The sequence below is a fragment of the Pseudomonas sp. MEJ108 genome (genome assembly GCF_030208985.1).
In the GTDB taxonomy this organism is placed as follows: domain Bacteria; phylum Pseudomonadota; class Gammaproteobacteria; order Pseudomonadales; family Pseudomonadaceae; genus Aquipseudomonas; species Aquipseudomonas fragariae.
Genome location: NZ_JARVSW010000049.1, coordinates 37597 through 63618, shown reverse-complemented (window position 1 = coordinate 63618; position 26022 = coordinate 37597). Strand labels below are relative to the sequence as shown.

Here is a 26022-nt window from a genome sequence, read left to right as displayed (position 1 = left end):
GTGTTGGGCGCTGCATGGGTACAGTCTGCGCCCCGAGGCGTTGGCCTGAAGGGCGCTCTTATGGTCTACCAACAGTTCAACGGCTTTATGCCAGCATTCTTTAGGCGGCGTGGCGGTAACAGACACTTGTTGTCGTTCATGAGCACGAAACGACCTTTGCATCACTGATGCAGTAACCTGTTGTTCATACGTAGCGCCCTCCAAACTCGGTCATGGCATCCAGCATTGCGTCCTTAAAGTAAGCCAGTGAAGCCCGGTCAAAGAGGATCTGGAAACAGGGTTCGGCCTGCGCGCCGAGGTTGATGACGATCACATTGATGCGCGCTGCCGAGGTCTGCGCCACCGAACCGGGAGCAAAAGCCCCCGGGCGCAGATCCACGCCACACAGTTTGGCCATCACCTCGGCGATACACTCGCCACTCAGTTGCAGCCAGGCATGGCTGTCTTCGCGCGGCAGCAGGTAGTTGGCGCTGTGGTCCAGCTCCCAGCGAGCTTCTTCATCGGCGATGCGCTGCCCGTCATCCAGCGGGCTGCCCAGCAGCAGGTATTCGGTCTGCGAAAGGCGTGCGACCTGGCTGCCGTCCGCCTGTGTGATGGCTCGGTTCGGTGCCTCGGGCAGGCTGAAACCGCGTGCCGTCAGGTAGTCAGCGCTTTGCGTGCCGCGAAATCCCACGCGTGGCCGATCGGTCAGGTCTTGCAGTGTGCACAAGGCCCGCGGGTTGGCGCCGACAGGACTGTTCTGGATAAGGCTGGTCATGGGTCAGAGCTCCTGGCGCTGGTTTTCAGGGTCGAAGAACGGCAGTTTGACGACGGTTGCCTGAACCACCACACCGTCTTCGACGCGGATCGGAATCTGCTGGCCGGGTGTGCTCTGGTCGAACGCGGCATAGGCCATGCCGATGATCATGCCCAGGGTCGAGGAGTACTCGCAGGACGTCACGTTGCCACTGATGTCCGGGCCTTTGAGCACCAGATGCCCCTCAAGCGGCAGCGGGCTGGCTTTGGGCAAGGTGAAGCCAACCAGCTTGCGCTTCTGCGGCTGGGCTTCGAGGATGTCCACCGAGCGGCGGCCGACGAAGAAAGGCTTGCTGCGGCTGACCGCCCAACCCATGTCGATCTCGGCCGGATGGGTCATGCCATCGGTGTCCTGACTGATGATGACGTGGCCTTTTTCCAGACGTAACAGCCGTTGCGTCTCGACGCCGAACGGACGCATGTCGAAGGCCTTGCCAGCCTCGACAAGTGCATCCCAGAGCCTCAGCGCGTGACGAGCGGGGACGTGGATCTCGTAGCCCAGTTCGCCGACGAAACCGACCCGCAACAGCCGCGCCTTGATGCCGGCGACCGTGCCCAGGCGCACGCCAAGATAAGGGAAGCCTGCGGCAGACAGATCAAGGTCGGTACAGACCTGCTCCAGCACCTTGCGCGAATCCGGGCCCGCCACGTTGACCGCAGCAATGGCCGCCGTGACGTTGGTGATGTCCACGTTCAGACGCCACTGGGCATTCCACTTGAGCATCTGCTGATAAATGCGATCCACACCGCTGGTGGTGGCGGTGACGTAGAAATGCTGGTCGGCAAAGCGCGCGCAAACGCCGTCGTCGATGACCACGCCTTGCTCGTTGGTCATCAGCGCATAACGCGAACGCCCGACCGGCTGTTTGAGAAAGGCGAAGGTATACAGGCGGTTGAGCAGCTCGGCGGCGTCGGGGCCGCGTACGTCCAGGCCGCCGAGTGTCGACACGTCGATGATGCCGACCTTGTTGCGCACGTGCAGTGCTTCCTGTTGCATGCAGGCATCGCGTTGCGAGGGTTTGCCATAGAACGCCGGACGCTGCCAGATCCCGGCAGGCATCATTTTCGCGCCTGCCTGCACATGACGCGGGTGTATGGGTGTCTGCCGATACGGATCAAAGGCACGGCCTGCAACGTGTGCCAGTTTCTCGGCCTCGAAGGGCGGCCGGGCTGTGGTCACGCCGGTTTCGCTGATACTGCGCTGGGTCGAAGCGGCCACCAGTCTTGCAGTCGGCAGTGCCGAGTGACGACCTTGTGACGGGCCCATGCCCACCGTGGAATAGCGTTTTACCAACTGGATGTCGCGATAGCCGATGCGCGTGGCATTGACGATATCGCGTACCTGAAGGTCTTCGTCGAAGTCGACAAAATCCTTGCCGTCAGGGTGCGGGAAGATCGGCCAGGCGAAGTTGACCTGCGCTTCGCTGCGCAGCGCGGCTGGGGTGTCAGCCGAGGTCAGGCCCAGTGCCGAGACCACGCTGGCGGCGGCATGTGCCGCATCAGCCATTACGTTGTCCAGCGCGTGGTAACCGTTGACCGAGCCTGCGATGCCCAGGTTCTGCGGCAGGCTGCTGATCGTGAATTCGGCCTGTTGATCGTCATAGGCCAGCTTGCCGCCGGCCTGACACAACAACTGGTAGACCGGCATATAGCCGCCGGACATGCACAGCAGGTCGCAGTCGACACGCGAACCGCTGTTCGCCACCTGCCCCTGGCCGGTGATCTTGCGCAGCTCGGCGCCGCTCACATGGCGCATGCCTTTCTCATGCAGCGCTTCATAGACCGTTGTGTTCATGTGGCAGACGATGCCGCGCTTCTCCAGCGCAAGCCGCAGCGTCCGGTCCGACGGGCTGTTGCGCATGTCGGCAACTGCGACCACGTCGACGCCCTGATCGTGCAAATCCAGTGCGGCGAGGTAACCGTCATCATTGCCGGTCAGCACCACCGCGCGTTTGCCGGGCTTGACGGCGTACAACTTGATCAGACGCTGTGCAGCACTGGTCAGCATCACGCCGGGGAGGTCGTTGTTGCGGAAAATCACTGGCTGATCGAACGAGCCACTGCACACCAGGCACTGCGTGGCGCGCACCTTGTACAAACGCTTGCCCTGAATCACCGGCAGGTAGTTGTCGGTGAACCAGGCATTGCAGGTCGCCTGTTTGAGCACCTGGATATTGTCATGTGCTTCTACCGCAGCGACCAGTTCACGCCGCAGTTGCTCGGCGCGCAGGCCGTCGACATCGAAGCGGGCATACGCCAGTGAACCGCCGAGGATGGGCTGCTGTTCGATCAGCAGCACCTTGGCGCCGGCATTGGCGGCGCTCAGTGCCGCCTGCAAGCCGGCAGGTCCTGCGCCAATCACCGCCAGATCAGTGAACAGGTAGGCCTTGTCGTAGTACTCGGGCTGGAAGGTCAGGTCCAGCACGCCAAGGCCGGCCTTCTTGCGAATGATCGGCTCCCAGACCTTCCACATGCCCTTGGGCTTGTAGAACGAGCGATAGTAGAAGCCCACCGGCATGAACTTCGAGAACTTGCCCAGGTACGCGTCCCGATCGTTGTCCAGCGAGCCGGTGAAGTTCTGGCCTGAGGCCTGCAAGCCTTCCTGCAGGGCAACGGTGTCGGCCATTACGTTGGGCTCGTGAGGCAACTGGATCAGGCTGTTGGCATCCTGCCCGGCCATGGTCAGCGGGCCGCGCGGGCGGTGGTACTTGAACGACCGCGAAAGCAGGAAGCGACCGTTGGCCAGCAGGGCACTGGCAATACTGTCGCCCTGCAGGCCCTGATAGGTTTTGCCATCGAAGCTGAACGTGAGCGGCCGGGTGCGATCGATCAGCAGGCCCATGGGCGCGGGCAGGCGGGCGGGGGTGGTCATCCTGCGATCTCCTTGGAGGCGAGAGGGGCGAAGTCGATACGTACGGTAAATAGTTCGCGTGGGTCGAAGGTGCGGATGATCTCGTCGCTGCCAGTGTGGCGCTCGGCCAGGAACCAGTAGCTGGAGGGGGTGTGCATCCACCACTCGCGCACCACGCCCAGCGTGTCCTCACTGTTGAACACGTAATCGGCCCACTCGCTGTCGCTGCAGGTTTGCGGGTCGGGCATGTGTTTGAATTCTCCGCCGTAGGTGAACTCGCTGATGTTGCGCGGCCCGTTGAGCGGGCAGGTCATGATTTTCATGTGTCGCTCTCCGTCAGTGGCTGGCCGCTGTTGCGCCCATTTCGTTGACTTGCTGAAAGGTCGAGAAGCGCTCGAGCGCGAACGGCCTGATCAACTCGGGCACTTTGCCGCCGCTGGCCACCAGTTCGGCCATGGTCTTGCCGCAGATCGGTGTGGCCTTGAAGCCCCAGGTGCCCCAGCCCGCGTCCAGGTAGTAATTCCGGACCGGCGAAAGGCCCATGATCGGGCTGTAATCCGGGGTCATGTCGGTGATCCCGGCCCATTGGCGCATCAGTTTGGCGTTGGCCAGAAACGGAAACATCTCGATGGCGTGGGCCAGCAGGCTTTCCTTGAGCTCCAGCGTCGAGCGGCTGTTGAACAACGGGTAGGGATCAGAGCCACCGCCAAACACCACTTCGCCACGGCTGGTCTGCTGCACATAGCAGTGCAGGGCGGACGAGCTCACCAGCGGGTCGAGAAAGGGTTTGAAGGGTTGCGTGACCATCGCTTGCAGCGGGAAAGTCTGGATCGGCGAACGAATCCCGGCCTTCTTCATCATCTGCGAACTCATGCCCGCCACCGCCTGCACGGCGCAGCCGCATTGGATGGTGCCGCGATTGGTCTTCACCGCAGTGAGGGTGCCGTTCTCGATCACTAGTTCCTGCACTTCGGTCAGTTGATGAATCTCCACTCCACGCTTGGCCGCCTGCTTGGCGTAACCCCAGGCGACCGCGTCATGCCGGGCGGTGCCACCGTCGATGTGCCACAGGCCGGCGAGCACCGGCAGATGGCCGGGGTCCAGATTGAGGCTCGGCACCAGCTCGCGGATCTGCTGGCGATCGATCATCTCGGTGCGGCCGCCGAAATGCTTGTTGACCTCGGCGCGCTGGCGGAACGACCTGACCGTGGCGTCGGTGTGCGCCAGGGTCAGTTGGCCGCGCTCGGAGTACATGATGTTGAAGTCGAACTCGTTGGACAGGCCCTGAAACATCTTCACCGACTCGGTATAGAACTTCACGCCTTCGCTGGTCAGGTAATTGGAGCGGATCACCGCCGTGTTGCGCGCTGTGTTGCCGCCGCCCAGGTAACCTTTTTCCAGCACGGCAATATTAGTGATGCCGTGGTATTTCGACAGGTAGTAAGCGGTGGCCAGGCCATGCCCGCCGCCGCCGATGATCACCACGTCGTAGGAGGACTTCAGTTCCTTGGGCGCAGGCAGATCCACCTCGACCGGGTACTGCGAGCTGAGCCCGTATTTCAACAGGTTGAAAGGCATACGGCCTCCGGTTGGCTGCGTTGCGCGTGGGCCTGCTGCAGGGCAGCAGTCACGGTGTTTTTCATCAGAAAGGCGATAGTCATCGGGCCGACCCCGCCGGGGACCGGGGTGATGGCAGCAGCGACTTCGGTGGCGCTGGCGAAATCCACATCGCCCACCAGGCGGCTGCGGCCATGGTCCTCGATGCGGTTGATGCCGACGTCGATCACCACCGCGCCGCGCTTGAGCCAGCTGGCATCGATAAGGCGCGGACGGCCAACCGCCGCCACGACGATGTCGGCCAACTGGCACAAGGCCCTGGCGTCGGTACTGCGCGAATGCACCACCGTCACCGAGCAATGCGCTTGCAGCAGCAGAGCGGCCATGGGTTTGCCGACGATGTTGGAGCGACCGATCACCACCGCATGCTTGCCGCTCAGATCGCCGCAGGTTTCTTCCAGCAAGTGCAGGCAACCGCTGGGGGTGCAGGGCGTCAGTACGTTGCGCCCCTGGCTCAGGCCACCGACGTTTTCACTGTGAAAACCGTCAACGTCCTTTTCCGGGTCGATAGCCTGCAGGACGCGGTTTTCATCGATGTGAGCGGGCAAGGGCAGTTGCAGGAGAATGCCGTTTACCGTGTTGTCGGCGTTCAATTCGGCAATCAACGCCAGTAAGCGTGCCTGGCTGCTGTCGGCCGGCAGGCGGTGCTCCAGCGAGCGAATGCCGGCTTCCCCGGCGCGCAGGATCTTGTTGCGTACGTAGACCTCACTGGCCGCGTCATTACCGACCAGAATGACCGCCAGCGCCGGTTCGATGCCTTCGGCCTTCAGGGTTTCTACATCGTGTCTGACCTGTTGCAGAACGCGAGCGGCGGTGGCCTTGCCGTCGATGATGTGTGCGCTCATCGGAACACCACCGTTCGATCCTTGTTGAGAAACACCCGGTGCTCCAGGTGATATTTGACGGCCCGCGAGAGCGCGATGGTTTCGTTATTGCGTCCCGCCGCGACCAGGTCGGCCGGCAGGTAGACGTGATCGACGCGCTGCACTTCCTGCTCGATGATCGGGCCTTCGTCCAGGTCGCTGGTGACGTAATGCGCGGTGGCGCCGATCAGCTTCACGCCGCGCTCGTAAGCCTGGTGGTAGGGCTTCGCGCCTTTGAAGCCCGGCAGAAACGAGTGATGGATATTGATCGCCCGACCCGCCAGTTGCTGGCACAGGTCGTCGGAGAGAATCTGCATGTAGCGCGCCAGCACCACCAGCTCGGTGCCGGTTTCATCGACCACCTTCATCAGCGCGGCTTCCTGCGCGGCCTTGGTTTCCCTGGTCACCGGCAGGTAGATGAAGCGAATACCCTCACGCTCGGCCATCGGTCGCAAATCCAGGTGATTGGAGACGATGGCGGTGATGGTCATGTCCATCTCGCCCTTGTGGTAGCGGTACAGCAGGTCGGTCAGGCAGTGATCGAACTTGCTGACCATCAGCAGCACACGCACCGGCCGGCGCGTGTCATGCAGCTCCCACTGCATGGCAAAGTCGCTGGCCACGGCATCGAAGCCGGCTTTCAACTGCTGGATGTCACCCTCATGACCATCGTTGAAACGAAACACGGCGCGCATGAAAAAGGTGCCGCTGTACTCATCGTCGAACTGGGCCATTTCACCGATGTAGCAGCTGTTGCCAGCCAGGTAGGAAGTCACCGCCGCGACAATGCCGGAGGTCGCCGGGCAGCTGATCTTCAGGATGAAATGGTTCTTCTCGTGTTGCATGGCGTGTCCTCTGAAGGGTGGCGGCAGTTCGGCGCAGGGCGAAAAAGGTCAGATGCAGAGGTTTTTCGTCGACGAATAAAATTCTCTACAGGAATTTAATATTCTTGAAGGCTGTTTTATAGGCGAAAGGAAATCCAGCGTCCAGAGGTTTCTGGAAACTTTGTTTACTAAAGGGAATATTGCGGGTTTCTAGGGGGGGCGCGCGGCGTTGCCAGATTTTACTGTGCTGGCAAGCTGCTATTCCGGCGGAGCATTGCGCCCGCTGGAAATATTCAGGGCCCGGTCGATGCGTGACGCCTATTTCATCCCGATCAGGCCCTTGGCCTGGCTACGGCTGTCGGAGTCCATATTATTGGACGACATCGCGTTATTCAGCGCGCTCGTGGCTTGGGACAACGCTGATAGCATGCTTCTGATGGTGGAGGTCAAAAGCTCTCTCTGCCGTTTCCTCTCATCTTCCGACAGGGTCTTGTCGTTCAGCAGTTCCATCAATTCCTGGTTCTTTTCAGCGATCTGATCCTGAAGCTTGCGGATGTTTTTCAAGACTTCCTTGACGTCCTCAGGCAGGCCGGACTGATCGATGTCTGCGTTCTTTTCACTTTCGAGTTTTTCCTGACCTTCATTCGAGATCTGAACCTTAACAGCTGAAGGTGTGACACTTGACACTGCGGAGCTTTCTGTCACCGAAGCTGGCGTTGAGGTCACGACCTGAATACTCATGATCGGAGTGGTGTCGAAAGGTGTGATTTTCATTGAGGTTCCGGTCCCGGAGCATTTGTGGAGTCTTGTCTAATACGCCTATCGGCCCGCAACAGCAGGGCCTTTAGCCTGATGTATCTATTTTGTACAAAATTGTATATTCGCGCACGCATCCGATGGTCAGGCTCTTGGGGAATGGTCTGTACACCTCTACTGGACGGGTTCTTTGATTGATCCCGACTGCCTGACCAAGGCGTCGACCTTGTTTGCTATGACTTGACCGAACTCGGCCACTCATTGAAACCGCAGCTGGAAATGCTGTCCGCATGGGCAAGCAATAACAGACAGGCAATCGAGCAGGCACGCGCAAGGTTCGATCAGCAAAGTTCTCCGGCAACGTCGGCCGAAGATACTTTGCGTACCTGAATAGAAGCAATTTGCTACTGCGCGTCATCAGTCATGATGCGCCTCACCGACAAACGTCAGCGAGGTAAACAAGCCGCGTTCGGCGATGTCGGCGTTGTCCTTGACTGGCAGCGTGATTTCGGCGGCGATGATGTTCAGCCCCTCGTTACGCACGATGACGCTGGCCAGACCCTGTGCATCGGTTTCAGCGCTGACGGCGTCCGGTGCGCTGCGGTAATCGCCGATCAGTTTGATGCCGGCGGCGGGTTTGCCGTCGATCAGTACGCGCACCGGCAGTGGTTTGCCTGCGCCGACTTTCAAGGGATCGGTCTGCGGCACGATCACGAAATTCAGCTTGTTGAACGCTGGCAGGTGCGCGCCTTCTGCGTATATCGCCACGCTGTATTTGAAGGTATGGATGGAGTCGGTGCCGTTGGGCACTTTGCTGCGGCCCTCATTGATCCATTGCTTCTCGGCGTTGCGCGTCCACATGCCGTTATCCAGCGCAATGCTCATGACCGCAGGCGGCTTGAGCGGCACCAGACGCGCGTGGTCTTCAAGACGTTGTACCGTCACCGGGATCATTTTGCCTTGCAGGTCGTAGGCCCACGCGCCGCTGACTTTCTGCGCCTTGAAGGCGTTGTCTTCGGCGCCATGGCCGTAGACCACTTCGATATTGCCGCGACGCTGTTCGGTCCATAGGCCGTGCGCATTGACGTGACTGGCGAATAAAGCGCCGAGCAGGCTCAGGGCCAGGAAAGGTTTGCTTGAAAGCATGATGCGTCCTTGTTGTTGTGAGCGAGGGTCTATTGAATCGGGTGTCATGGGCGTCAGAGGCTGAGGGTCAGGCTGACCGTAACGTTGCGCGGTTCGCCAGGCGCGACCCAGTAGTTGCTGTAGGAGCGCTCGTAGTATTTTTCATCGAAAATGTTGTTCAGGTTCAAACCCACCGTGACGTTGTCGCTGGCTTTGTAATGCGCCAGCAGGTCTACGGTCTGGTAGGCCGGCAACTCGAAGTCAGCGCCCGACTGCCCCGAGCGGTCGCCGACGTAGGTGTACGCCGCGCCCACGTCCGAGCCGCGCAACGCGCCTTCCTGGAACTCATAGACGCCCAGCAGGCTGCCGCTGTGTTTGGCGACGCCAAGGATGCGACTGCCCGTGGGGATGCTCTGGTCGCCCTTGGTCACTTCGGCGTCAATGTAGGCGAAGGCACCGATGAGCCGAACGGCTTCGCTGACCTGCCCGGTAAATTGCACATCGAAGCCTTGGCTGCGAGCCTTGCCCACCGCGCGATTGGTGTCGGTGCCGGGGTCCAGGGCCAGAACGTTTTCCTTTTCGATATGAAAGGCGGCGAGGGTCGTGCTCAGGCGATCGTCGAACAGTTCGCTCTTGATTCCGACTTCGTAGCCGACGCCTTCTTCCGGGTCGAAGGTTTTGCCTGCGGCATCCAGGCCATTGTTGGGCTTGAACGAGGTGGAGGCGTTGGCGAACAGGCCGACCTGCGGTGTGAGTTGATAAAGCAACCCGGCGCGCTGAGTGAAAGCGTCCTGGCGCTGCCCGGAGGTGGCGTTGGTGGTGAAGTCATCGACCTGCTGATCGAAGTGTTCGTAGCGTGCCCCGATCATGCCGCGCAGCTTGTCGGTAAAGACAATCTGGTCCTGCAGGTTCAGCGCGCGGCTTTCGACATGCTCGTAAAAATCAGTACCGGAGCGTGCGCCAGCGGGTTTCGGCTGGCCGTAGACCGGGTTGTAGATGTCGATGGCGTAAGGGCTGCCGGCGATGGTCGTGACGCGTTCGTTCTTGCGATAGTTCTCGTACTCGGTGCCGATCAGCACCTCGTGCTCGACGCCCAGGCCCTCGAAACGGCCGCGTAACTCCAACTGGGTGATGCTGTCATGCCAGTTGTTGTCGCGCTCACGGTAACGGCGATTGACCGTGTGCCCGTCGGCATTCAGCGGGCGCGCCTCGCTGGCAAAACCCGACATATCGCCCTGTTTGTAATGGCTGGCCAGACGCAGCGACCACACATCGTTGAGCTGGTGGTCCAGGGCGAACTGCATCATGTTGTTGTCATTATCGATGTCATCGTCCGGCTCACCGAGGAAGGTCGAGCGCGACACGCCACTCCACTTGTTGTTGGGGGCGACCACGCCTCGGTCGAACGTCGATGTGTGGCGCACGAACTCGGTTTCCACCAGCAGACGGGTGTCAGGGTTCAATTGCCAGCTGAAGGATGGGGCGACAAACACCCGTTTGCTCTCTACATGGTCACGAAAGCTGTTGTTGTCTTCGACGGCCAGATTGACCCGCGAAAGCAGATTGCCTTCTTCATCCAGCGGCGTGTTGACGTCCAGCGCGGTGCGATAACGATCCCAGCTGCCTGCGCTGGTCTGCAAGGTGGTAAAGGCTTCGGGCTGGGGTTTTTTGCTGACGATGTTGACCGTGCCGCCCGGATCGCCACGCCCGTACAGGCTGGCGGCGGGGCCTTTGAGCACTTCGATGCGTTCGATATTTGCGGCATCCGGCGTGGCTGGGTAACCGCGGTTGGCGCTGAAGCCGTCCTTGTAGAACTCGGACGTGGTGAAGCCGCGGATGCTGTACTCGTAAAGCGTCAGACCGCCGAAGTTATTCTGCTTGGATACGCCGCCGGCAAAATCCAGCGCGCGCTCGACATTGTTGCTGCCAAGGTCCTTGAGCACTGAGGCAGGTACCACGCTGATCGACTGCGGGATATCCGCGATGGCGGTGTCGGTCTTGGTGGCCGTGGCCGAGCGGGTGGCGCGATAGCCCTGGACCGGGCTGGTCGCCGTCTCGTACTGATAGTCGGAAGTGACGTTGACGCTTTCCAGTTCAATGGTCTGCGGCTGTTCCTGCCCATAGCTGTTGCTGCCCAATACCCCGATTGCCAAGCCTGCCAGAGACGCGATTCTACGAGACGACATGTGAGACTTCCTGATAGTAATGGATACAATATAACATCTCCGTTGAGAATTATTGCTGTTTGTTGAGGGGAGATGTAACCGTCGCATCTATCAGCAGGCGTCCCGGGCTTGAGGACCAGGATTCAAGTGGTGGGAATAGGGATAACGCGTGAGGTCCATCTCCGTTGAGGAAATGGACCTTGCTCACTCACGCCAGCAACTCCGTCCCTAGCTGAAACGCCACCCACAACGCCAGTCCTGTGGCGAAGGTCAGCGCGATGTTTTCGAACCAGTTGTTGCGGTATTCCTTGCTCAACAGTGACTTCTGATTGGACATGATCAGCAGCCCCAGCGAGATGACGGGCAATCCGATGATATTCAGCGCGTTGACGCCCAGGGTCAGGGTCACGAAGTCCGGCATGCCGGGCAGCGACCAGATCAGCGGGGTGACCAGAATGAACAGCATGAACCACCGGTGCATCGGGTCGTTGTGGAACACTTTGCCGTAGCGTTCGCGGCGCTTGGGCTGGATGTGCTGGAAAGCATCGGTGATCAGCATCGGAAAGGCTGTGGTCTTGCCGGAAATACTGGCGAACAGGGTGGCGAACACGCCGATGAAGAAGATGTACCAACCCAATGGGCCGAAAAAGATTTCCAGGGCCTTGCCCAGGTCCGCCAGGGTGTTGACCTGAATACCGTTGGGCCGCAGGATTTCGACGCCCACCACCCAGATGGCCAGGTTGATGACGATGCCGACGATCACCGCGAACAGCAGATCGTTGCGCTGGATGCGCTTGTGCTCCGGGCCGGTCCAGCCTTTTTCACGCATCACGTAAGGGTGGACGAAGTTGGCGATCGACCCGGCTACGGCACCGATCACCGAAACCGCCACCAGCAGTGCGCCGTGCACGCCCTCATCAGGCGGAATGCTGAAGCCGATGGTACCCTTGATGATGCCGGTGACGTCGGGCCCGGACATGATCGCCAGGGTCAGAAACGCCAGGGTCATGATCGCCAGCAGCACCTTCATCACGCCTTCGATCATTGCGTAGATATTGCGCCCCACCAACAGCCACACGGCAATCACCACTGCGACGGAGCAGAGCAGTGGCTGGTCGATGTGCAGCAGCATGGCAAGCGCCTCGCCAGCGCCCTTGATCATGTAGGCGTTTATCAAATGCCCCATGAGCAATGCGTAGCCAAGCATGAACCAGGCAAACAGCGGATGCAGCTGCGCGTAACCCTGAAGGATGGTCATGCCCTGGTTATTGCAGAGCTGGAAGAGGGCGATGATGTTGACGATCAGAAACCTGAGCAACAGCGAAATCGCCAGTACCCACATCATGGCGTAACCATAGCTGGCGCCTGCCACCGATGAGGTGATCAGATCGCCCGCGCCCAGCCAGGACAGCACGGCGATGATGCCTGGCCCCAATAACCTGGCAAGTTTCTTGAAACGAGGTTCGGCTACTGGCGTGGCCGTTTCTTTGAGAGACGGGGTAAGCGGCATGCGGTGAATCTCCGTTTTTTATTGTAATGAGATGTCAGTCACTGCCAGACAAGATAAGACGTCGTACAACATGGGTCGTTGGTAAAAATGTAACTATGTGTGAACCGGCTGTGATGCAGGCTAAGCTCGCGTCTGCCAACCCCGTTTATCTGGAGAGCCCATGACGTTTCCAATGCTCGCCGCTGCTCAATTCTGTTCTGCACGGGGAGATATCGAAAGCAATCTCTCCGGGCATCTGGCGTTTATGCAGCGGGCAGCTGAACTGGGCGCCCGTTATCTGCTGTTTCCCGAGTTGTCACTCACAGGCTACGAGCCGGATCTGGCTCGCGAGTTGGCTTTGCTTCCAGGCGATGCGCGTCTGGCGCCGCTCGTGGCACTGGCTAAAAAATGGCGACTGACGACCACCCTTGGCGTGCCGCTCAGGGGGCCGGACGACAGCGTGCTGATTGGCGCACTGACCTTCACCGCTCGGGGCGATGTCATCGCCTACGCCAAGCAATATCTGCATCCCGGCGAAGACGTCGTGTTCAGCGCCGGCAACGAGGACTGCTATCTGCCAGTTGATCAGCAGCGAATCGGTCTGTGCGTGTGTGCCGACTTCGCCCACGCCGAACACGCGCAGCGCATGGCGCAAGGCGCAGCCTGGGTGTACGCAGCCAGTGTGCTGATCTCGCCGGGAGGCTATGAATACGATGCCGGACTGCTTTCGGGGCATGCCCGCCGTCACTCGCTGCCAGTGTTGATGGCCAATCATGGCGGGCCGACCGGCGGCTGGCAGTCGGCGGGGCGCAGTGGTCTGTGGGACGAGGCAGGGCGCTGGGTTGGCGGGATGCAAGGTGAAGGAGGTGGTCTGGTAGTCGCAACCCGCCAGCGCGAGGGCTGGCGGGTGAGGGCGGTTACGGTGGACTAAGGGTGGTCACGCGCCCACGGCATTGTCCGCTTTGAGCTCGGGCTCATTATGCGAGCGCGAAAGGGTCTCCGGCACGGCCAGCCACAACAGGCAGAACGCTACCGCTGCCACGCCGGCGAGGGTCAGAAATGCCGCGCTGTAACCTGCTGCATGCACGACAAAACCCGCCAGGCTGTTGCTCAGCGCTGCACCCAGCCCGAACAGCGTGGACAGCGCACCCAGACTCACGTTGAAACGCCCGCTGCCTTGGGTGAGGTCCTTGACCATCAAGGGGAACAGGGCACCGAACAGGCCCGCGCCGATGCCGTCGAGCATCTGCACCGCGACCAGCCAATAGGGATCATCGGAAAAGGTGTAGAGCACACCGCGAATCGGCAAGAACAGAAAACCGGCCAGCAACAGCGGCTTGCGCCCCCAGACATCCGCTTTCATGCCTACCAGCAGCGCGGCCGGCACCATCACCAGCTGGGCCGCGACGATGCACGCCGAGGTCAGCGGTGTGGCCATCTGCATGTTGATCTGTGAGAGCTTTTGACTCACCAGCGGCAGCATCGCCGCGTTAGCCAGATGGAACAGCGCGCAGCAAATACCGAACATCAGCAGCGGCTTGTTGCTCAACAGCGCAGAAAGGCCCGACGGTTGATGACCACTGACGTCGTGGCTGGCATCGAAACCCCGCGCCACGTCGTGATCGATGGCGTCTGCGGAAACGAAGCTGACCGCGACAATACTCGCCAGCGCCATGGCGGCCATCAGGTAGAACACCGCAATAGGTCCGAAGAGGTAGGCGAAGCCGCCAGCCAGCAGGGCTGCGCAGGCATTACCGGCGTGGTTGAACGTTTCGTTGCGCCCGGTACGGCGGGTAAACGCTTTGGGCCCGGTGATGCCCAGGGAAATGGCCGCGATGGCCGGTGCAAATACCGAGGCCGCAATGCTGCTCAACGCCTGGGTCAGGGCGACAACGGAAAAAGACGAGGTGAAGGGCAGAATCAGGCAACTCAGCGTCACCAACAAGGCCGCCACACCGATCATGGCGCGCTTGTAGGGCGTGCGGTCGATCAGCGCCCCTGCAGGTGTCTGGGTCAGCAGCCCGGCAATGCCGGCAATGGTCATCACCACGCCGATGCTGGCCGGGTCCCATTTGTGCACCGCCAGCAGATAGATCGCCAGATACGGGCCCAGGCCATCGCGGACATCGGCAAGGAAGAAATTCAGGCTATCCAGTGAAAGGGTGTTGCGGCGATCTGCATGACTGACCAAGAGTGAAGTTCCTGTAATTCGTCCGACCCCAGGCAACCGAGTCACGGGTAATACTGACCCGGGCCGTTTTAAAGAAGTTTCCGCACCCAAGATGAAATTTAGGCTTCAAATGCTCTTTTTCTGCAGGCTTTTCAGTCGCTGGGTCGCGCGTTGCACGGCAGCCATTTTTTCGGGCCGTTTCATGCGCTTCCACTTGCGAATATCGTCTTTGGTACGCCCGCAGCTCACGCACAGATCGCCGCTGAGCTGGCACACGGAAATACACGGGTTTTCGATGTCCTTGGCCATGCTCAACCTCGTCTGGCGTATTTGCGTTTGATGCGCTGCTGCCAGTCGCCCGCGTTCTCGCGCAGGCACTGCTCTTCGCAGTCGACATGCACATGCGCCGCTGCATTCGACAGGCTGACCTGGGCATCGTCAAGTGCCTCTACCGTGAGACCGATCATGCGCTCGTCCAACCCGCGCTGCAGCGCAGCGTTCTTGTCGGCCAGCGTATCGAACACCCACACCACCTGCAGGCTGGCCGGGAACGCCGCGTAATCGACTTCATGAGTCAGCCAGCAGAAACCGGGCATCTCGGCCTTGGCGGCCTCGCAGGCGTGCGTCAATGCGCTCACCAGACGCCGATCTGTCTGGGCCTGTTCGCGTTTGCTGGAGGGCATGGTGGACCTTGGGGCGTTGAAAAGGAGTGGCGCAAGATACCTTATCGCGAGTATGTGTCGAAGCATGGGAGGCGGTATATCTGCAGGCGAAGTCTGATCGCAAACGGCCATTATTCAAGCCGCCCAGCGGTATCTTGTAGGATGACGTGCGGCCGCAAGACGCGCGCCTTTCCGATAATAAAGATAATGGATGCTCATCATGGAACTCTCATCATCAGGCAGCACACCCGATCAAAGCCGCAGGGGCTTTCTCAAGCAGTCGCTGGCCGTTTCGGCAACCGTTGCCGCCATTGGCGCATTGCCGCGTCTTTCCAGCGCTCAGCCGCTGACCCAGCGTTATCCCGACCCTTTGGTCAGTGTGCTGGACGACAGCTTTACCCACATACGAATATTCAATGCCAGCGTCGAGAAACTGGCCAGCGGCATGCGCTGGGCCGAAGGGCCGGTGTGGATCGGTGACGGTCGCTACCTGCTGGTCAGCGATATTGCCAACAATCGCATCATGCGCTGGGACGAGGTGACGGGTGAGCTGTCGGTGTACCGCGAGCACTCGAACTTTTCCAATGGCATGTGTCGCGACCGTCAGGGCCGGCTGCTGGTTTGTGAGGGCTCCAGCACTACCACCGAGGGGCGGCGCGTGACGCGTACCGAGTACAACGGGCGCATCACCGTGCTGGCCGACAGATTCGAGGGCAAACCTTTCAATTCGCCCAATGACATCGCCTGCAAACGTGATGGGTCTATCTGGTTCACCGATCCCACCTTCCAGGCCGAAAGCAACTACGAAGGTCAAAAGGTCAAGCAGGAGCAACCCTTCGGCGTCTATCGCATAGACCCCGCGAACGGCAAAGTCTCCAGGGTGATCGATGATCTGGCCGGTCCGAATGGCTTGTGCTTTTCGCCGGATGAAAAAACCTTGTATGTGGTCGAGGGGCGCGCCAAACCCCACGGCCTCATCTGGGCGATAGCGGTCAACGAAGACGGCACGCTGGGCGAGCTGGGCAAGCTCATCGAAGGCCTGGACTACGCGGCGATCGACGGCATCAAGTGCGACGAGAGCGGCAATCTGTGGTGCGGCTGGGGCGGTAACGGTGATCCCAAGGCGGATATGGAGAAACTCGACGGTGTACGAGTGTTCAACCCTCAAGGCAAGGCCATCGGCCATATCAGCCTGCCCGAGCGCTGCGCCAACGTCTGCTTCGGCGGGAGAGAGGGCAATCGGCTGTTCATGGCCAGCAGCCATTCGCTTTATTCGGTGTTCGTGAACGCGCGCGGTGCCACGTTTGCCTGACAGCGCGTGACCCGATGACGGCGTATGACACGACGCGTCGTCAATCGGGTCGAACCCCTCGGACTATGCCCGGTCTGTTCCTGTAATTACTTTCAGGGATAGTTATTTATGTCGGCGCAACGCGGCCTTGTTCTACTTGCACGAGGCGGTTATGCCGCCCGTGGGGTTGTTTATCTGATTATTGGTCTGTTCGCGGTACTGGCGGCGCAGGGCTCCTCGCAGCCGGCCGACAGCCACAGCAGTCTTGAAGCGCTATTGAGCCAGCCCTTCGGCGGCGTTCTGGTCGGGGTGGTGATCGTCGGTCTGCTGGCGTTTGCGGCATGGCGTGTCTTGCAGGCTACCCGGGACGTTGACCATCATGGCCGCGAATTCAAAGGGCTGGTGATTCGCGGCGGTCTGTTGGTGGGCGGCTTTACTTACGGCGCACTGGCGTTCTTTGCCTTGGGGCTGCTGGTCAGTGGGCTGAAGAGCTCCGGAGGCTCATCGGGTGGTGGTCAGGCCAAGGACCTGCTGGCAGCCATTCTGTCCTGGGATCACTCCAATCTGCTGGTCTACGTGGTCGCCCTGGTGCCCCTGGGGTTGGGCATTGTGCACATCATCAAGGGCTACAAGGCGTCCTTCGAGAAGTATTTCGAGGCCGATGAAGACGTGATGAAGTACGTGCGTCCGGTATCGCGCTTCGGCCTGATCGCCCGCGGCGTGGCGTTCATCGAAATTGCCGTGCTACTGGCAGTGAGCGGTTCCAGTTATCAGGCCATGCACCCGCCGGGCATGAAAGATGCGCTCAACGGTTTGCAGGATCTGCCCGCAGGCGGCCTGGTATTGCTGATCGTGGCACTTGGGCTGATTGCGTTTTCGGTGTACAGCTTCGCCCAGGCGGCCTGGCGCAGGATCAATATGGACGTGCCTGACGCGCCGGAGGCTGTAGCGCGCCATTTCCGCTGATCCCGTATTCTGGTAGAGGACTGCGTGACGTCTCAGGTCAGGCAGTCCCTTAGTGGCGCCTGCCAGTAAAAATAATGTGATCTACGTCTCAAGTCGTCCTTGGTGCGGCCGACATTCTCTTTAGCGCTGCGATCATTTTCCGGACTGACGTTCTCCACGCGGGCCCGGATCAGATTCAGCGCAATAAAAATAAAAGAGGATAGCCATGACCATTCTTCAGCGAGTGATCGGTGGGTTTGCTGTGCTGGTGTTACTGCTGCTCGCCATGGCAGGTATCAGCTATCAAAGCACCCATTCCATAAGCGATCGGATCAGCGTCATCACAGGGCAGTCCGCACCCTTGAGCAGGGCGGCGAGCGAGCTTTACGTGCATGTGCTGCGCGCCAACCAGGCACTGCTCGGGATTCTGGTCAGCACTGATCCCAAACAGATCGATGATGGCAAGCAGCCGTTCAACGACAGCATGACCCGGTTCAATCAGTTGCTGGACAGCACGCCTGCCTACATTGGCGATCGTGCCGAACTGCGCGACAACCTGAACCAGCAACGCCAACTGAGTGCGGCTTATGCCGAGCAGGCGCAGACGCTGATTGCCAGCCATCGACAGCACGTTCTGCAGGCACTTCAGAGCCGAGTGTTGCAGGGCTACAGCAGCACTCAGGGCGCGCAACTGACCGGTTATCTTCGTGACTATATTGCCCGCGAGCGCAACGCCGGCTCCGCCGAGACGGTGGCGGCGGGGGAAAAGCTGTTACTGGACGTCGGCAAATCCTACGAAGGTCTGGCTGCCCATGCCGCCACACCGAATATTCAGACCTTGCAGCGCGTGCTCAACCTGCAGGATGAGGTGATCAGCAGCCGCACACGGGAGCTCATCGCAGTCGACCCGCGCGCTGGCCGGATTGCCAGCGTGATGGTCAACCGCTTGCTGAACGACCTGACCGGCAGCGACGGCGTTTATCAGGCCTACAGGCAGGAAGCGGCACTCGCCGAGCAGGTCGACAAACAGCGCCAGGCAGCGGAAACCCGTCTTCAAGCAACGCTGGGCAAGATTGGCGAGTTCGGCAATCAGTCACTGGCGGTGGCCAACGAGGCCAAGGCCGGGGCTGATTCGACCATCGCCACCAGCCTCAGCCTGTTGCTGATCGCCTGTCTGCTGGCCGTCATGGCGGCAGCGATCATCGGCACATGGGTCGCCTTCAGCCTGCGTCGCCCTCTGGCGGCGTTCCGCGAGGTTTTGAAGACGCTCACCAGTGGCGACATGCGGGTACGTTTCGACGTCAGCCGCCGCGATGAGTTTGGTGAGTTGGGGGGTTATCTCAATGAATTCACCCAGTCGTTGCAACAGACGTTTCGTCAGCTGATCGGGTCGGCCGATGCCCTGGCGCTGACCGCCAGCCAGAACGCGCAGATCAGTGAGCAGACTACCCGCGTGGTCGACGAGCAGAAGGATCGTCTCAACTCTGCCGCGTCAGCCATGAATGAAATGGAAAGCACGGTCGAGGAAGTCGCCCGTCGGGCTCAGGACACCCGTGGCGCGGTGGACAGCACCAGTGAGTTGACCGGGAAAGTGCAAAAGCGCGTGGCTGAAACCATCGTCAACATTCGCCAGCAGGCTGAGCAGGTCAACAAGGCGTCTGCGGTGACCGACGAGTTGCAGAAATACGGGCAGAACATCGACGGCATCGTCGACGCCATTCGCACCATTGCCGAACAGACTAACCTGCTGGCGCTCAACGCAGCCATCGAAGCGGCGCGGGCTGGTGAGCAGGGCAGGGGCTTTGCGGTGGTGGCCGATGAGGTGCGCTCGCTGGCCAGTCGCACTCAGACCTCCACCAGCGAGATCCAGGAAATGATCGGGCAGATGCAGAGCAAGATCCATTCGGCGGTAGAGGTGATGAACGAAAGCCAGATCCAGTCCGACCATTGCGTGACACTGGCCTCCGGCGCTGATCAATTGCTGGTGGAAATGGGCGAGGCGGTGGATGTGATTCGCGACATGAACATTCAGATCGCTGCGGCCACCGAACAGCAAAGCGCGACCGTGCAGGAGACCAGTCGCATGGTCACGCACATCAACGATTCCGCCCAGCAGGCCGCCGACGGTGCCGAGCAATCGGCAATCAGCAGTCAGGACCTGTCGAAAATGGCCAGGGATCAGCGCGAGCTGCTCCATCATTTCAGCGTTTAACGCCCCGGGAGTCAGAACATGAAACAGTGGTTATCGATTTCCCTGAGTGCGAGCCTGCTGTTCGCTGGCCTGGCGCAGGCGGCCACGCCGCTGATCGGTGTAGGCATGGCCAAATATAACGACAACTTCCAGACCATCCTGCGCCACGGCGTGGAAAAACAGGTAGCCCTGCTGGACGCCGACATTTTCATGGAAAACGGCCAGGACGACGTGGAGCTGCAGATGCGGCAGTTTCGCAATCTGGTGAACTCGAAAGTCGATGCCATCGTTGTCGCGATGGTGAGTGGCAAAAGTGCACCGGAAATGATGCGTCTGGCCAACGAGGCCAAGGTTCCGCTGGTATTCGTCAATCGCAATCCTGAGCCTGCCACGTGGCCTGCACTGACGGCGTTCGTCGGCTCCGACGAACTGGAATCCGGCACATTGCAGATGGAAGAGCTGGCTCGCCGTGCCAATTACAAGGGCAATGTGGTGATTCTGGTCGGCGACCCGAGCAACAAATCATCGGTCATGCGCACCGAGGACGTGGAGAAGGTGGTCGCCAAGTACCCGGACATGAAGGTTGTGCAGAAGAAAATCGGCAACTGGGAGCGCAGTCAGGCTGCGACCATCGTGATTGAATGGGTCAAACAGGGCGTTGACTTCTCCATCATCGCCGCCAACAACGACGAAATGGCCATTGGGGCAATCATGGGGCTGGAAAAAACCGGTAAAAAGGCGGGTGATTACCTGGTGGGCGGGATCGACGGCACCCCGGACGGTTTGAAGCTGATGGCCGAAGGCAAGATGGCGGTGAGCGTGTTCCAGGATGCGCTCGGGCAGGCTAACGGCGCAGTGGATGCCGCGATGCGCATGGCGCGCGGCGAAACCCTGGCGTCCCCGGTCATCTGGGTGCCGTTCAAGCTCATTACTCCGGAAAATCGTCAGCAGTTCGAGTAGTGCTCAGGTTACAAACGTGTGGCGCTGGGCGTCACACGTTTGTGTCCTTGCTGCACACTCGGGGTCGAACATGGAGCAGGGCGCGCTTACCGGCAAGTCAGACTCGAATATCCTGCGGTCCGCGGATCTGGGCTTCGATGCGTGTGCCGGTCAGGCGTTCTTCGTTGGAGAAGCCGTCGTAGCTGGACAGGTCGCCAAAGCGAATGCCGGTGAGTTGTTCGATCTGCGCGACGCTGCGTTGCCAGGTTTTGAGTGGGCCGAACATGATGTCCAGCTTACCCAGCTCGCGGGTCTGGTCGATCATGTAGGCGCTGGCCGAAGGCTTGCCGTCATCACCGAGAAACGCCACGACCTTCCAGAATGCAGAAGGGATTTTGACGTTGCGGTAGCTGCGGTCGTCGTCGCGCAGCACCGGGCCGGTGAACACCGTTACCCGTGATTTCCAGCGTCGTGTGTTGTCGAGAATGTAGTCCTCGAGTTCCAGCCAGGTCTTCTGGTTGAACGCGCCCATCTGCGGCGAGCAGTTGGTGAAGTGGAAGGTGTCGCTGTTGGCAACTTCGGCTTCCTTGCCCCAGTTAGGGTCCTGACGCCGAACCAGATGGCCGCGATCCAGCAGGTTGTCGGCATACACGCTCTCGCCAATCTGCGCCTCGGCGGGCAGACGGCCGTCAAATGCCCAGGAATCCTTGCTGCGCTTGACCTCTACACTGTTGGCACCGTCAATGTTGACGCCGACATACAGCGCCAGACGCCGACTGCGCGACATGGTGATGGAAAAGTGCGTGTAATCGAGGCGATCGCCGGCGTTCTTCAAAGGATAGACGTCAGGCGCAAGCTCCTCGTCGGCAGTCGGCCAGGGCACGATAAAATCGCCGAGGAAGTTCTCTGCATAGCCGGTGCGTTTTTTCAAGTCGCTTGCTGGTGTGGTGCGTCCTGCGGCAAGCGCCTGTGGTTCGAGCAATGGGGTCGTCGACGTCAGCGGTTTGAGGTCGGCAAGGCGGGGACGGTAGGCGAGATCGATGGCGAACTTCTTGTCAGGCACAGTGCTTGCTCCTGTGGGGGATTGAATGTGTTTAGTTCACCATAGACGCGTTACAGAGTGGCGTCAGGCCGGACGTTCGACATGATCGACTGCCGATTCGGCAAATTCCGTTAAATAGGCTTAAGTATCTGGCAACGTGCGTCGATAAGCTGTTGATAAGAGCAATCCGCAGCTCGCGTTATTTCATTGACCGGAGGGCTACAGGATGTCGATAAAGCTACGTCTGTTCTTGCTGATAGGCACCAGTGTACTGACCGTCATGATCATCAGCCTGGTCAACTACCTGGGTAACACGCGCATGGAGGCGGCGATGCTCGACAGTGAAGTCAGCATGGCTGCGCTGGGCAATCACCTGGAAGCCGACATGATGCATGACGCGCTGCGTGCCGATGTGCTGTCGGCGATGCTGTTTGGTCTGGGCAGGAGCAACAGCACGCGTGACGAAGTGCAGACATCCCTGAAAGAGCATGCCGCACTGTTTCGCAAGGTCGTGAGCGATAACCTGCAACTGCCGCTCACCGATGCCATCAAGGCGGAGCTGAGCAGGATAAAGCCAAGCCTCGACGCTTATATCAGCGCAGGCGAGCGGATTGTCGGGCTGGCCATCGACAGCCCGGACCGTGCGCAGCAAGAACTGGGTACGTTCTCCAGCGCCTTCACGCAACTGGAGGGGCAGATGTCGACCTTGAGTGACCTGATCGAGGACAACTCCAAAGCCAGCGGCGAACGCACCCGTCAGACCACCCGCAGTGCCAATCTCACCTTGGCGGTCGTGCTTTCGATCAGTATTTTGCTGCTGCTGGTCCAGGGGCATTGGGTGACGCGCAGCATCATGATCCCGCTTGCGTCCGCCAGTCGTATTGCCGACAGCATTGCTCATGGCAACCTCAGCGAACCCATTGCCGAGTCCCGTGGCCGTGACGAAGCCAGCATGCTGATTCGCAGCCTGGCGATCATGCAGCGTGACCTGCGCAGCATGATCGAAGTGGTGCGCAGCAATGCCAATGACGTCAGCGGCATGAGCCGTCAGCTCAGCAGTGGTTGCCATGAGGTGGCCGACAGCAGCCGGCAACAGAGTTCGGCAGCCGGCACCATGTCGGCGGCGACCAGCGAGATGACCGCAAGTATCGAAGAAATCACCCGGCATGCCGGGCAGGCACTGGAAATGGCCAGTCAGGCCGAATCCCTGGCCAAGAACGGCGGTCGGGTGATTCATCAGGTGGTCAGTGACATGGACAGCATTGCCCGTTCGGCACAGCAGTCGGCTCAGGTGATCCGCACGCTGGACAAGGACTCGGAAGGCATCTTCAATATTATTCAGGTGATCAAGGGGATTGCCGACCAGACCAACCTGCTGGCGCTCAACGCGGCCATCGAGGCTGCCCGTGCTGGCGAGCAGGGCCGTGGTTTTGCCGTGGTGGCCGACGAGGTGCGCAGCCTGGCCGGACGCACCAGTGCGTCTACCCAGGAAATCACCGCTATGGTTGCGCGCATTCAGCAGAGCACCCGCGAAGCGGTTACCAGCATGGAAGCCGGTGTCGCTCAGGTCGACAAGGGCATGGCGGTCACCGCCGAAGTGGAACGTGCGATCAGCGACATCCTGGATGCTACGTTGAGCACCACGCAGTTGGTCAACGACATCACCCGTACCATTGGCGAGCAAAGTCTGGCCAGTAATGAAATCGCCCATCAGGTAGAAATGATTGCCAGCATGTCCGAGGGCAATAGCCGGGTCATCGGCCAGACCGCCAGTACCACCGACGAACTGTCGGTAATGGCCGGACAGCTTTCACAATCGGTCGATCGCTTTCAGCTGTGATATCAAATTGCCCAGGTCTGCAGTACTCTGCGGCGCTAAAAGCGCCGTGAACTGCGTGGCTGAAGTTTTTCCGCCTGCGCTGAAGGCGAACGCATTAAAGCTTTGGTAGCGACAGACGTTAACCATCGCACCGGAATCACCCTTGTACCCAGGAGCAGCAAAATGCAGACGTTAAAGGCTTTGTACGAGTCAGTTGAAAAGCAGTTTTTCAACACGCTGACCAAGAAGCTATCAAGCCTTTTCCTGCTGGTCCTGGTCAGCGCCTTGCTGTATTGGGTGGCGCTGAATATTCGTTCCGACATCATGCTGCAATTGCGCGGCACACAAACGGACCCGGCCGCGCTGGGCGTGATCCAGAGTCAGCTGGATCTGCTGAGCAATGCGATTTTGCTGAGCACGCTGTTCACGCTGGTCATGGTCAGCTTCATGGTCTGGTATTTCCGCCACCTGATCGTGCGCCCGGTGATGTCCATGACCCGCGCGCTCGAAGATGTCGCCAGCGGTGAAGGTGATCTGTCGAGGGATCTGCCGTTGCTCACTCACGATGAAATTCGCGGGCTGGCCAGTACCTGCAATCTCTTTCTGGCCAAACAGCGCGAGATCATCAGCAGCATTCAGGGGCTGACGGTACAGATTGCCGTCGAGTCGGCGCGTTCGCTGAAGAACATCAGTGATTCCAGCGACAGCGCGACCGATCAGGCCCGCTTCGCCAGAGAAGTGATGGACCAGAGCAACATGGCAGTGGGCAGCATCGAGGATGTCTCGCAGCAGACTCAGGGCATTTCCAGCACCACCGCGCAGAACCTGAGCATGGCGCGCGACTCTTACGCCGAATTGCTGGAAGTGACCGGAAACATCAGCCAGATATCCAGCAGCCTGAATGAGTTCGGCGGGTTGGTCTCCGGCTTGAATGAGCGTTCATCAAGCATCAAGTCGATTGTCGGGCTTATTCAGCAGATCTCTTCGCAAACCAACCTGCTGGCGCTCAATGCGGCCATCGAAGCGGCGCGGGCGGGGGAGAGTGGTCGAGGTTTCGCGGTGGTGGCCGACGAAGTACGCACGCTGGCGCAAAACGTCAGCAAAGCCACTGACGACATCTCGCGCAACATCGACGCCATGCTTCAGGAAGTCAGCTCCACACACGAACAGACCATTCAGATCAGCCAAAGCGCCCGCGAAACCCAGCTGGTGGTGGAGCGTGCGTCCGGCCATTTCGAAAGCATGATCGGCGATTTCGAGTCGACCAACGACAAGCTCGCCGACATCGCGGCGCACATTCAGCAGTTTGCCTCTACAAACACGGGGATCAATGAACGGGTAACGCGGATTTATTCCGATAGCCAGGCCATCGACCAGCGCATGCAGCACTCCGCGACGGCCACCCGGGATCTGTCCAGTGTGGCCGAGCAGGTGCAGGCGTTGCTGGGGCGATTTGTGCTTGGGCATGGCGAACTGGATGCGGCGATTACTCGCGCCAGTCAGTGCCGTGACATTCTGCAAGTCCGTCTGGCCGAGCTGCACAAGCAGGGTGTCAATCTGTTCGATCAGAGTTACAAGCTGATTCCGGGCACAGACCCCAAACAATACACGACCGGTTACACCGAGCGTTTTGCGCAAATCTGCCAGGAAGAATGCGACAAGCTGACCAAGGGCACACGCGGCGGCAAGGTCACCTTCATTGTCGACAGCAAAGGCTATTGCCCGGTCAATAACAGCTGGGTATCGCAAAAACCTACCGGCAATCGCGAAGTCGACCTGCCGGTGTGCCGCAACAAACGCATGTTCTCCGACCCGATCGGCCTGCGTGCTGCAGGCAACAAGCAGCGTTTTCTGTTGCAGACTTACTTGCGCGATACCGGCGAGATCATGACCGAAATCGATGTGCCGTTCTTTTTCGAGGGGCGCCACTGGGGCAACTTGCGGATGGGCTTCGATGCCGCGCTGCTGCTGGGGAAATAAGCGGGGGCGCGACGTGCGCGCCCGATGCTCGATGCCGACCCACAGTAATATCGCCTAACCCGTTTCATGTACCCATGGCAGAACGCATGCAGGCTGGCCTGATCCGAAACGACTGAACGTTTGTGCCAATAAAAGCTCCATTTTCAAGCGGCGCTGATTTCCAGAACGCCACCGGAGGTGTGACTTTGAACATTCAAGACCTGACCAAGCATGTAAAGGATCAAACGGTTCGTGAACTCGATCTGATCTCCATGGAAGGCGGTTCCTACGTGCTCCACGCGAAGATCGACGGCAAGTCCGTGCCGGTGGAGGACTCGAGTGGAAAAACCCTGCACGTTGCCTCGGTGGAAGAAGCGCGCAAGGTGCTGTCTTCGGTGTCTGACGTGAAGCTGTTCATGACCCAGGCCGTGGCGCATGACGAGATGGTCGGTCTGGATGACGTTCGGGCACAGGCTTCGCGGCACGAGATACCCTTGCGCTCCAGCCTGTAACTGCCGA

At 59.9% G+C, this 26022-nt stretch carries 22 protein-coding genes and 2 pseudogenes; 10 read left to right on the top strand and 14 right to left on the bottom strand.

Annotation, left to right across the window (positions count from 1 at the left end):
- Positions 1–184: 184 nt before the first annotated feature.
- The 10 genes from QRN50_RS20565 to QRN50_RS20520 form a co-directional block, all read right to left on the bottom strand.
- A complete protein-coding gene (locus QRN50_RS20565) occupies positions 185–757 on the bottom strand; it encodes a sarcosine oxidase subunit gamma (RefSeq protein WP_060405982.1) in 573 nt (190 codons plus the stop codon).
- Between the two features lie 3 nt (positions 758–760).
- Complete coding sequence (locus QRN50_RS20560) at positions 761–3667, bottom strand: 2Fe-2S iron-sulfur cluster-binding protein (RefSeq protein ID WP_096126687.1); 2907 nt, start codon at positions 3665–3667, stop codon at positions 761–763.
- Positions 3664–3969: a sarcosine oxidase subunit delta gene (locus tag QRN50_RS20555; RefSeq protein WP_024638459.1), complete on the bottom strand. Its 306-nt coding sequence runs from the start codon at positions 3967–3969 to the stop codon at positions 3664–3666. The genes QRN50_RS20560 and QRN50_RS20555 overlap by 4 nt, the downstream gene beginning before the upstream one ends.
- Before the next feature lie 13 nt (positions 3970–3982).
- Entirely contained in the window at positions 3983–5224 is a 1242-nt protein-coding gene (locus QRN50_RS20550; protein WP_096126686.1) for an FAD-dependent oxidoreductase, read from the bottom strand.
- Positions 5206–6108, bottom strand: coding sequence for a bifunctional methylenetetrahydrofolate dehydrogenase/methenyltetrahydrofolate cyclohydrolase FolD (gene folD, locus QRN50_RS20545; protein ID WP_058399474.1), 903 nt, complete (start codon positions 6106–6108; stop codon positions 5206–5208). Before folD ends, QRN50_RS20550 begins: the two co-directional genes overlap by 19 nt.
- Complete coding sequence (gene purU, locus QRN50_RS20540) at positions 6105–6971, bottom strand: formyltetrahydrofolate deformylase (protein ID WP_096126685.1); 867 nt, start codon at positions 6969–6971, stop codon at positions 6105–6107. The genes folD and purU overlap by 4 nt, the downstream gene beginning before the upstream one ends.
- A gap of 297 nt (positions 6972–7268) precedes the next feature.
- Positions 7269–7724: a hypothetical protein gene (locus QRN50_RS20535; protein ID WP_096126684.1), complete on the bottom strand. Its 456-nt coding sequence runs from the start codon at positions 7722–7724 to the stop codon at positions 7269–7271.
- 399 nt (positions 7725–8123) lie between these two features.
- On the bottom strand, positions 8124–8852 hold the full coding sequence (locus QRN50_RS20530; RefSeq protein WP_096126683.1) for a DUF4198 domain-containing protein: 729 nt from the start codon (positions 8850–8852) through the stop codon (positions 8124–8126).
- A gap of 53 nt (positions 8853–8905) precedes the next feature.
- Entirely contained in the window at positions 8906–11017 is a 2112-nt protein-coding gene (locus tag QRN50_RS20525; RefSeq protein WP_096126682.1) for a TonB-dependent siderophore receptor, read from the bottom strand.
- Between the two features lie 187 nt (positions 11018–11204).
- Positions 11205–12506, bottom strand: a complete 1302-nt coding sequence (locus QRN50_RS20520; protein WP_096126681.1) for an Nramp family divalent metal transporter — start codon at positions 12504–12506, stop codon at positions 11205–11207.
- Positions 12507–12666: 160 nt separating this feature from the next.
- On the opposite strand from QRN50_RS20520, the gene QRN50_RS20515 reads away from it, so the two are divergent.
- Positions 12667–13416, top strand: coding sequence for a carbon-nitrogen hydrolase family protein (locus tag QRN50_RS20515; RefSeq protein ID WP_096126680.1), 750 nt, complete (start codon positions 12667–12669; stop codon positions 13414–13416).
- A 6-nt stretch (positions 13417–13422) separates the two neighbouring features.
- Here the strand turns inward: QRN50_RS20515 and QRN50_RS20510 are convergent, their stop codons facing one another.
- The 3 genes from QRN50_RS20510 to QRN50_RS20500 all read right to left on the bottom strand — a co-directional run bounded on the left by QRN50_RS20510 (position 13423) and on the right by QRN50_RS20500 (position 15338).
- Positions 13423–14676 (bottom strand): MFS transporter, encoded by a 1254-nt coding sequence (locus tag QRN50_RS20510; RefSeq protein WP_032653840.1) that lies wholly within the window; start codon positions 14674–14676, stop codon positions 13423–13425.
- Positions 14677–14781: 105 nt separating this feature from the next.
- Positions 14782–14964, bottom strand: a complete 183-nt coding sequence (locus QRN50_RS20505; RefSeq protein ID WP_003315517.1) for a DUF1289 domain-containing protein — start codon at positions 14962–14964, stop codon at positions 14782–14784.
- 2 nt (positions 14965–14966) lie between these two features.
- Positions 14967–15338, bottom strand: a complete 372-nt coding sequence (locus tag QRN50_RS20500; protein WP_057457586.1) for a hypothetical protein — start codon at positions 15336–15338, stop codon at positions 14967–14969.
- A gap of 190 nt (positions 15339–15528) precedes the next feature.
- Between QRN50_RS20500 and QRN50_RS20495 the strand changes: the two genes are divergently transcribed.
- From QRN50_RS20495 to QRN50_RS20480, 5 genes and pseudogenes are all read left to right on the top strand, one after another.
- On the top strand, positions 15529–16629 hold the full coding sequence (locus QRN50_RS20495) for an SMP-30/gluconolactonase/LRE family protein (RefSeq protein ID WP_080267124.1): 1101 nt from the start codon (positions 15529–15531) through the stop codon (positions 16627–16629).
- 108 nt (positions 16630–16737) lie between these two features.
- Positions 16738–17574 carry a DUF1206 domain-containing protein gene (locus tag QRN50_RS20490; protein ID WP_024647903.1) on the top strand — a complete coding sequence of 279 codons (837 nt, stop codon included), beginning with the start codon at positions 16738–16740 and terminating at the stop codon, positions 17572–17574.
- A gap of 205 nt (positions 17575–17779) precedes the next feature.
- Positions 17780–18910, top strand: a pseudogene (locus tag QRN50_RS26030) (HAMP domain-containing protein); the annotation flags it as partial.
- 141 nt (positions 18911–19051) lie between these two features.
- Complete coding sequence (locus QRN50_RS26025; RefSeq protein ID WP_370737595.1) at positions 19052–19765, top strand: methyl-accepting chemotaxis protein; 714 nt, start codon at positions 19052–19054, stop codon at positions 19763–19765.
- Positions 19766–19783: 18 nt separating this feature from the next.
- On the top strand, positions 19784–20704 hold the full coding sequence (locus QRN50_RS20480; RefSeq protein WP_003407888.1) for a substrate-binding domain-containing protein: 921 nt from the start codon (positions 19784–19786) through the stop codon (positions 20702–20704).
- 97 nt (positions 20705–20801) lie between these two features.
- On the opposite strand, the gene QRN50_RS20475 is transcribed toward QRN50_RS20480, so the two are convergent.
- Positions 20802–21746, bottom strand: coding sequence for a DNA/RNA non-specific endonuclease (locus QRN50_RS20475; RefSeq protein ID WP_003407890.1), 945 nt, complete (start codon positions 21744–21746; stop codon positions 20802–20804).
- Between the two features lie 205 nt (positions 21747–21951).
- Here QRN50_RS20475 and QRN50_RS26020 point away from each other — a divergent pair.
- The 4 genes and pseudogenes from QRN50_RS26020 to QRN50_RS20460 form a co-directional block, all read left to right on the top strand.
- Positions 21952–22707 (top strand): annotated as a pseudogene (locus QRN50_RS26020) (MCP four helix bundle domain-containing protein); the annotation flags it as partial.
- Positions 22702–23565 carry a methyl-accepting chemotaxis protein gene (locus QRN50_RS26015; RefSeq protein WP_373605097.1) on the top strand — a complete coding sequence of 288 codons (864 nt, stop codon included), beginning with the start codon at positions 22702–22704 and terminating at the stop codon, positions 23563–23565. The pseudogene QRN50_RS26020 and the gene QRN50_RS26015, both read left to right, overlap by 6 nt.
- A gap of 162 nt (positions 23566–23727) precedes the next feature.
- Positions 23728–25524: a methyl-accepting chemotaxis protein gene (locus QRN50_RS20465; RefSeq protein ID WP_058399479.1), complete on the top strand. Its 1797-nt coding sequence runs from the start codon at positions 23728–23730 to the stop codon at positions 25522–25524.
- A 179-nt stretch (positions 25525–25703) separates the two neighbouring features.
- Positions 25704–26015, top strand: coding sequence for a DUF6482 family protein (locus QRN50_RS20460; RefSeq protein WP_024638445.1), 312 nt, complete (start codon positions 25704–25706; stop codon positions 26013–26015).
- Positions 26016–26022 lie beyond the last annotated feature (7 nt).

Excerpts from the sequence above, each read along its gene's own strand:
- QRN50_RS20565 (WP_060405982.1), bottom strand. The coding sequence starts at position 757 with ATGACCAGCCTTATCCAGAACAGTCCTGTCGGCGCCAACCCGCGGGCC.
- QRN50_RS20560 (WP_096126687.1), bottom strand. The coding sequence starts at position 3,667 with ATGACCACCCCCGCCCGCCTGCCCGCGCCCATGGGCCTGCTGATCGAT.
- QRN50_RS20555 (WP_024638459.1), bottom strand. The coding sequence starts at position 3,969 with ATGAAAATCATGACCTGCCCGCTCAACGGGCCGCGCAACATCAGCGAG.
- QRN50_RS20550 (WP_096126686.1), bottom strand. The coding sequence starts at position 5,224 with ATGCCTTTCAACCTGTTGAAATACGGGCTCAGCTCGCAGTACCCGGTC.
- folD (WP_058399474.1), bottom strand. The coding sequence starts at position 6,108 with ATGAGCGCACACATCATCGACGGCAAGGCCACCGCCGCTCGCGTTCTG.
- purU (WP_096126685.1), bottom strand. The coding sequence starts at position 6,971 with ATGCAACACGAGAAGAACCATTTCATCCTGAAGATCAGCTGCCCGGCG.
- QRN50_RS20535 (WP_096126684.1), bottom strand. The coding sequence starts at position 7,724 with ATGAAAATCACACCTTTCGACACCACTCCGATCATGAGTATTCAGGTC.
- QRN50_RS20530 (WP_096126683.1), bottom strand. The coding sequence starts at position 8,852 with ATGCTTTCAAGCAAACCTTTCCTGGCCCTGAGCCTGCTCGGCGCTTTA.
- QRN50_RS20525 (WP_096126682.1), bottom strand. The coding sequence starts at position 11,017 with ATGTCGTCTCGTAGAATCGCGTCTCTGGCAGGCTTGGCAATCGGGGTA.
- QRN50_RS20520 (WP_096126681.1), bottom strand. The coding sequence starts at position 12,506 with ATGCCGCTTACCCCGTCTCTCAAAGAAACGGCCACGCCAGTAGCCGAA.
- QRN50_RS20515 (WP_096126680.1), top strand. The coding sequence starts at position 12,667 with ATGACGTTTCCAATGCTCGCCGCTGCTCAATTCTGTTCTGCACGGGGA.
- QRN50_RS20505 (WP_003315517.1), bottom strand. The coding sequence starts at position 14,964 with ATGGCCAAGGACATCGAAAACCCGTGTATTTCCGTGTGCCAGCTCAGC.
- QRN50_RS20500 (WP_057457586.1), bottom strand. The coding sequence starts at position 15,338 with ATGCCCTCCAGCAAACGCGAACAGGCCCAGACAGATCGGCGTCTGGTG.
- QRN50_RS20495 (WP_080267124.1), top strand. The coding sequence starts at position 15,529 with ATGCTCATCATGGAACTCTCATCATCAGGCAGCACACCCGATCAAAGC.
- QRN50_RS20490 (WP_024647903.1), top strand. The coding sequence starts at position 16,738 with ATGTCGGCGCAACGCGGCCTTGTTCTACTTGCACGAGGCGGTTATGCC.
- QRN50_RS26025 (WP_370737595.1), top strand. The coding sequence starts at position 19,052 with ATGAATGAAATGGAAAGCACGGTCGAGGAAGTCGCCCGTCGGGCTCAG.
- QRN50_RS20480 (WP_003407888.1), top strand. The coding sequence starts at position 19,784 with ATGAAACAGTGGTTATCGATTTCCCTGAGTGCGAGCCTGCTGTTCGCT.
- QRN50_RS26015 (WP_373605097.1), top strand. The coding sequence starts at position 22,702 with ATGCAGCGTGACCTGCGCAGCATGATCGAAGTGGTGCGCAGCAATGCC.
- QRN50_RS20465 (WP_058399479.1), top strand. The coding sequence starts at position 23,728 with ATGCAGACGTTAAAGGCTTTGTACGAGTCAGTTGAAAAGCAGTTTTTC.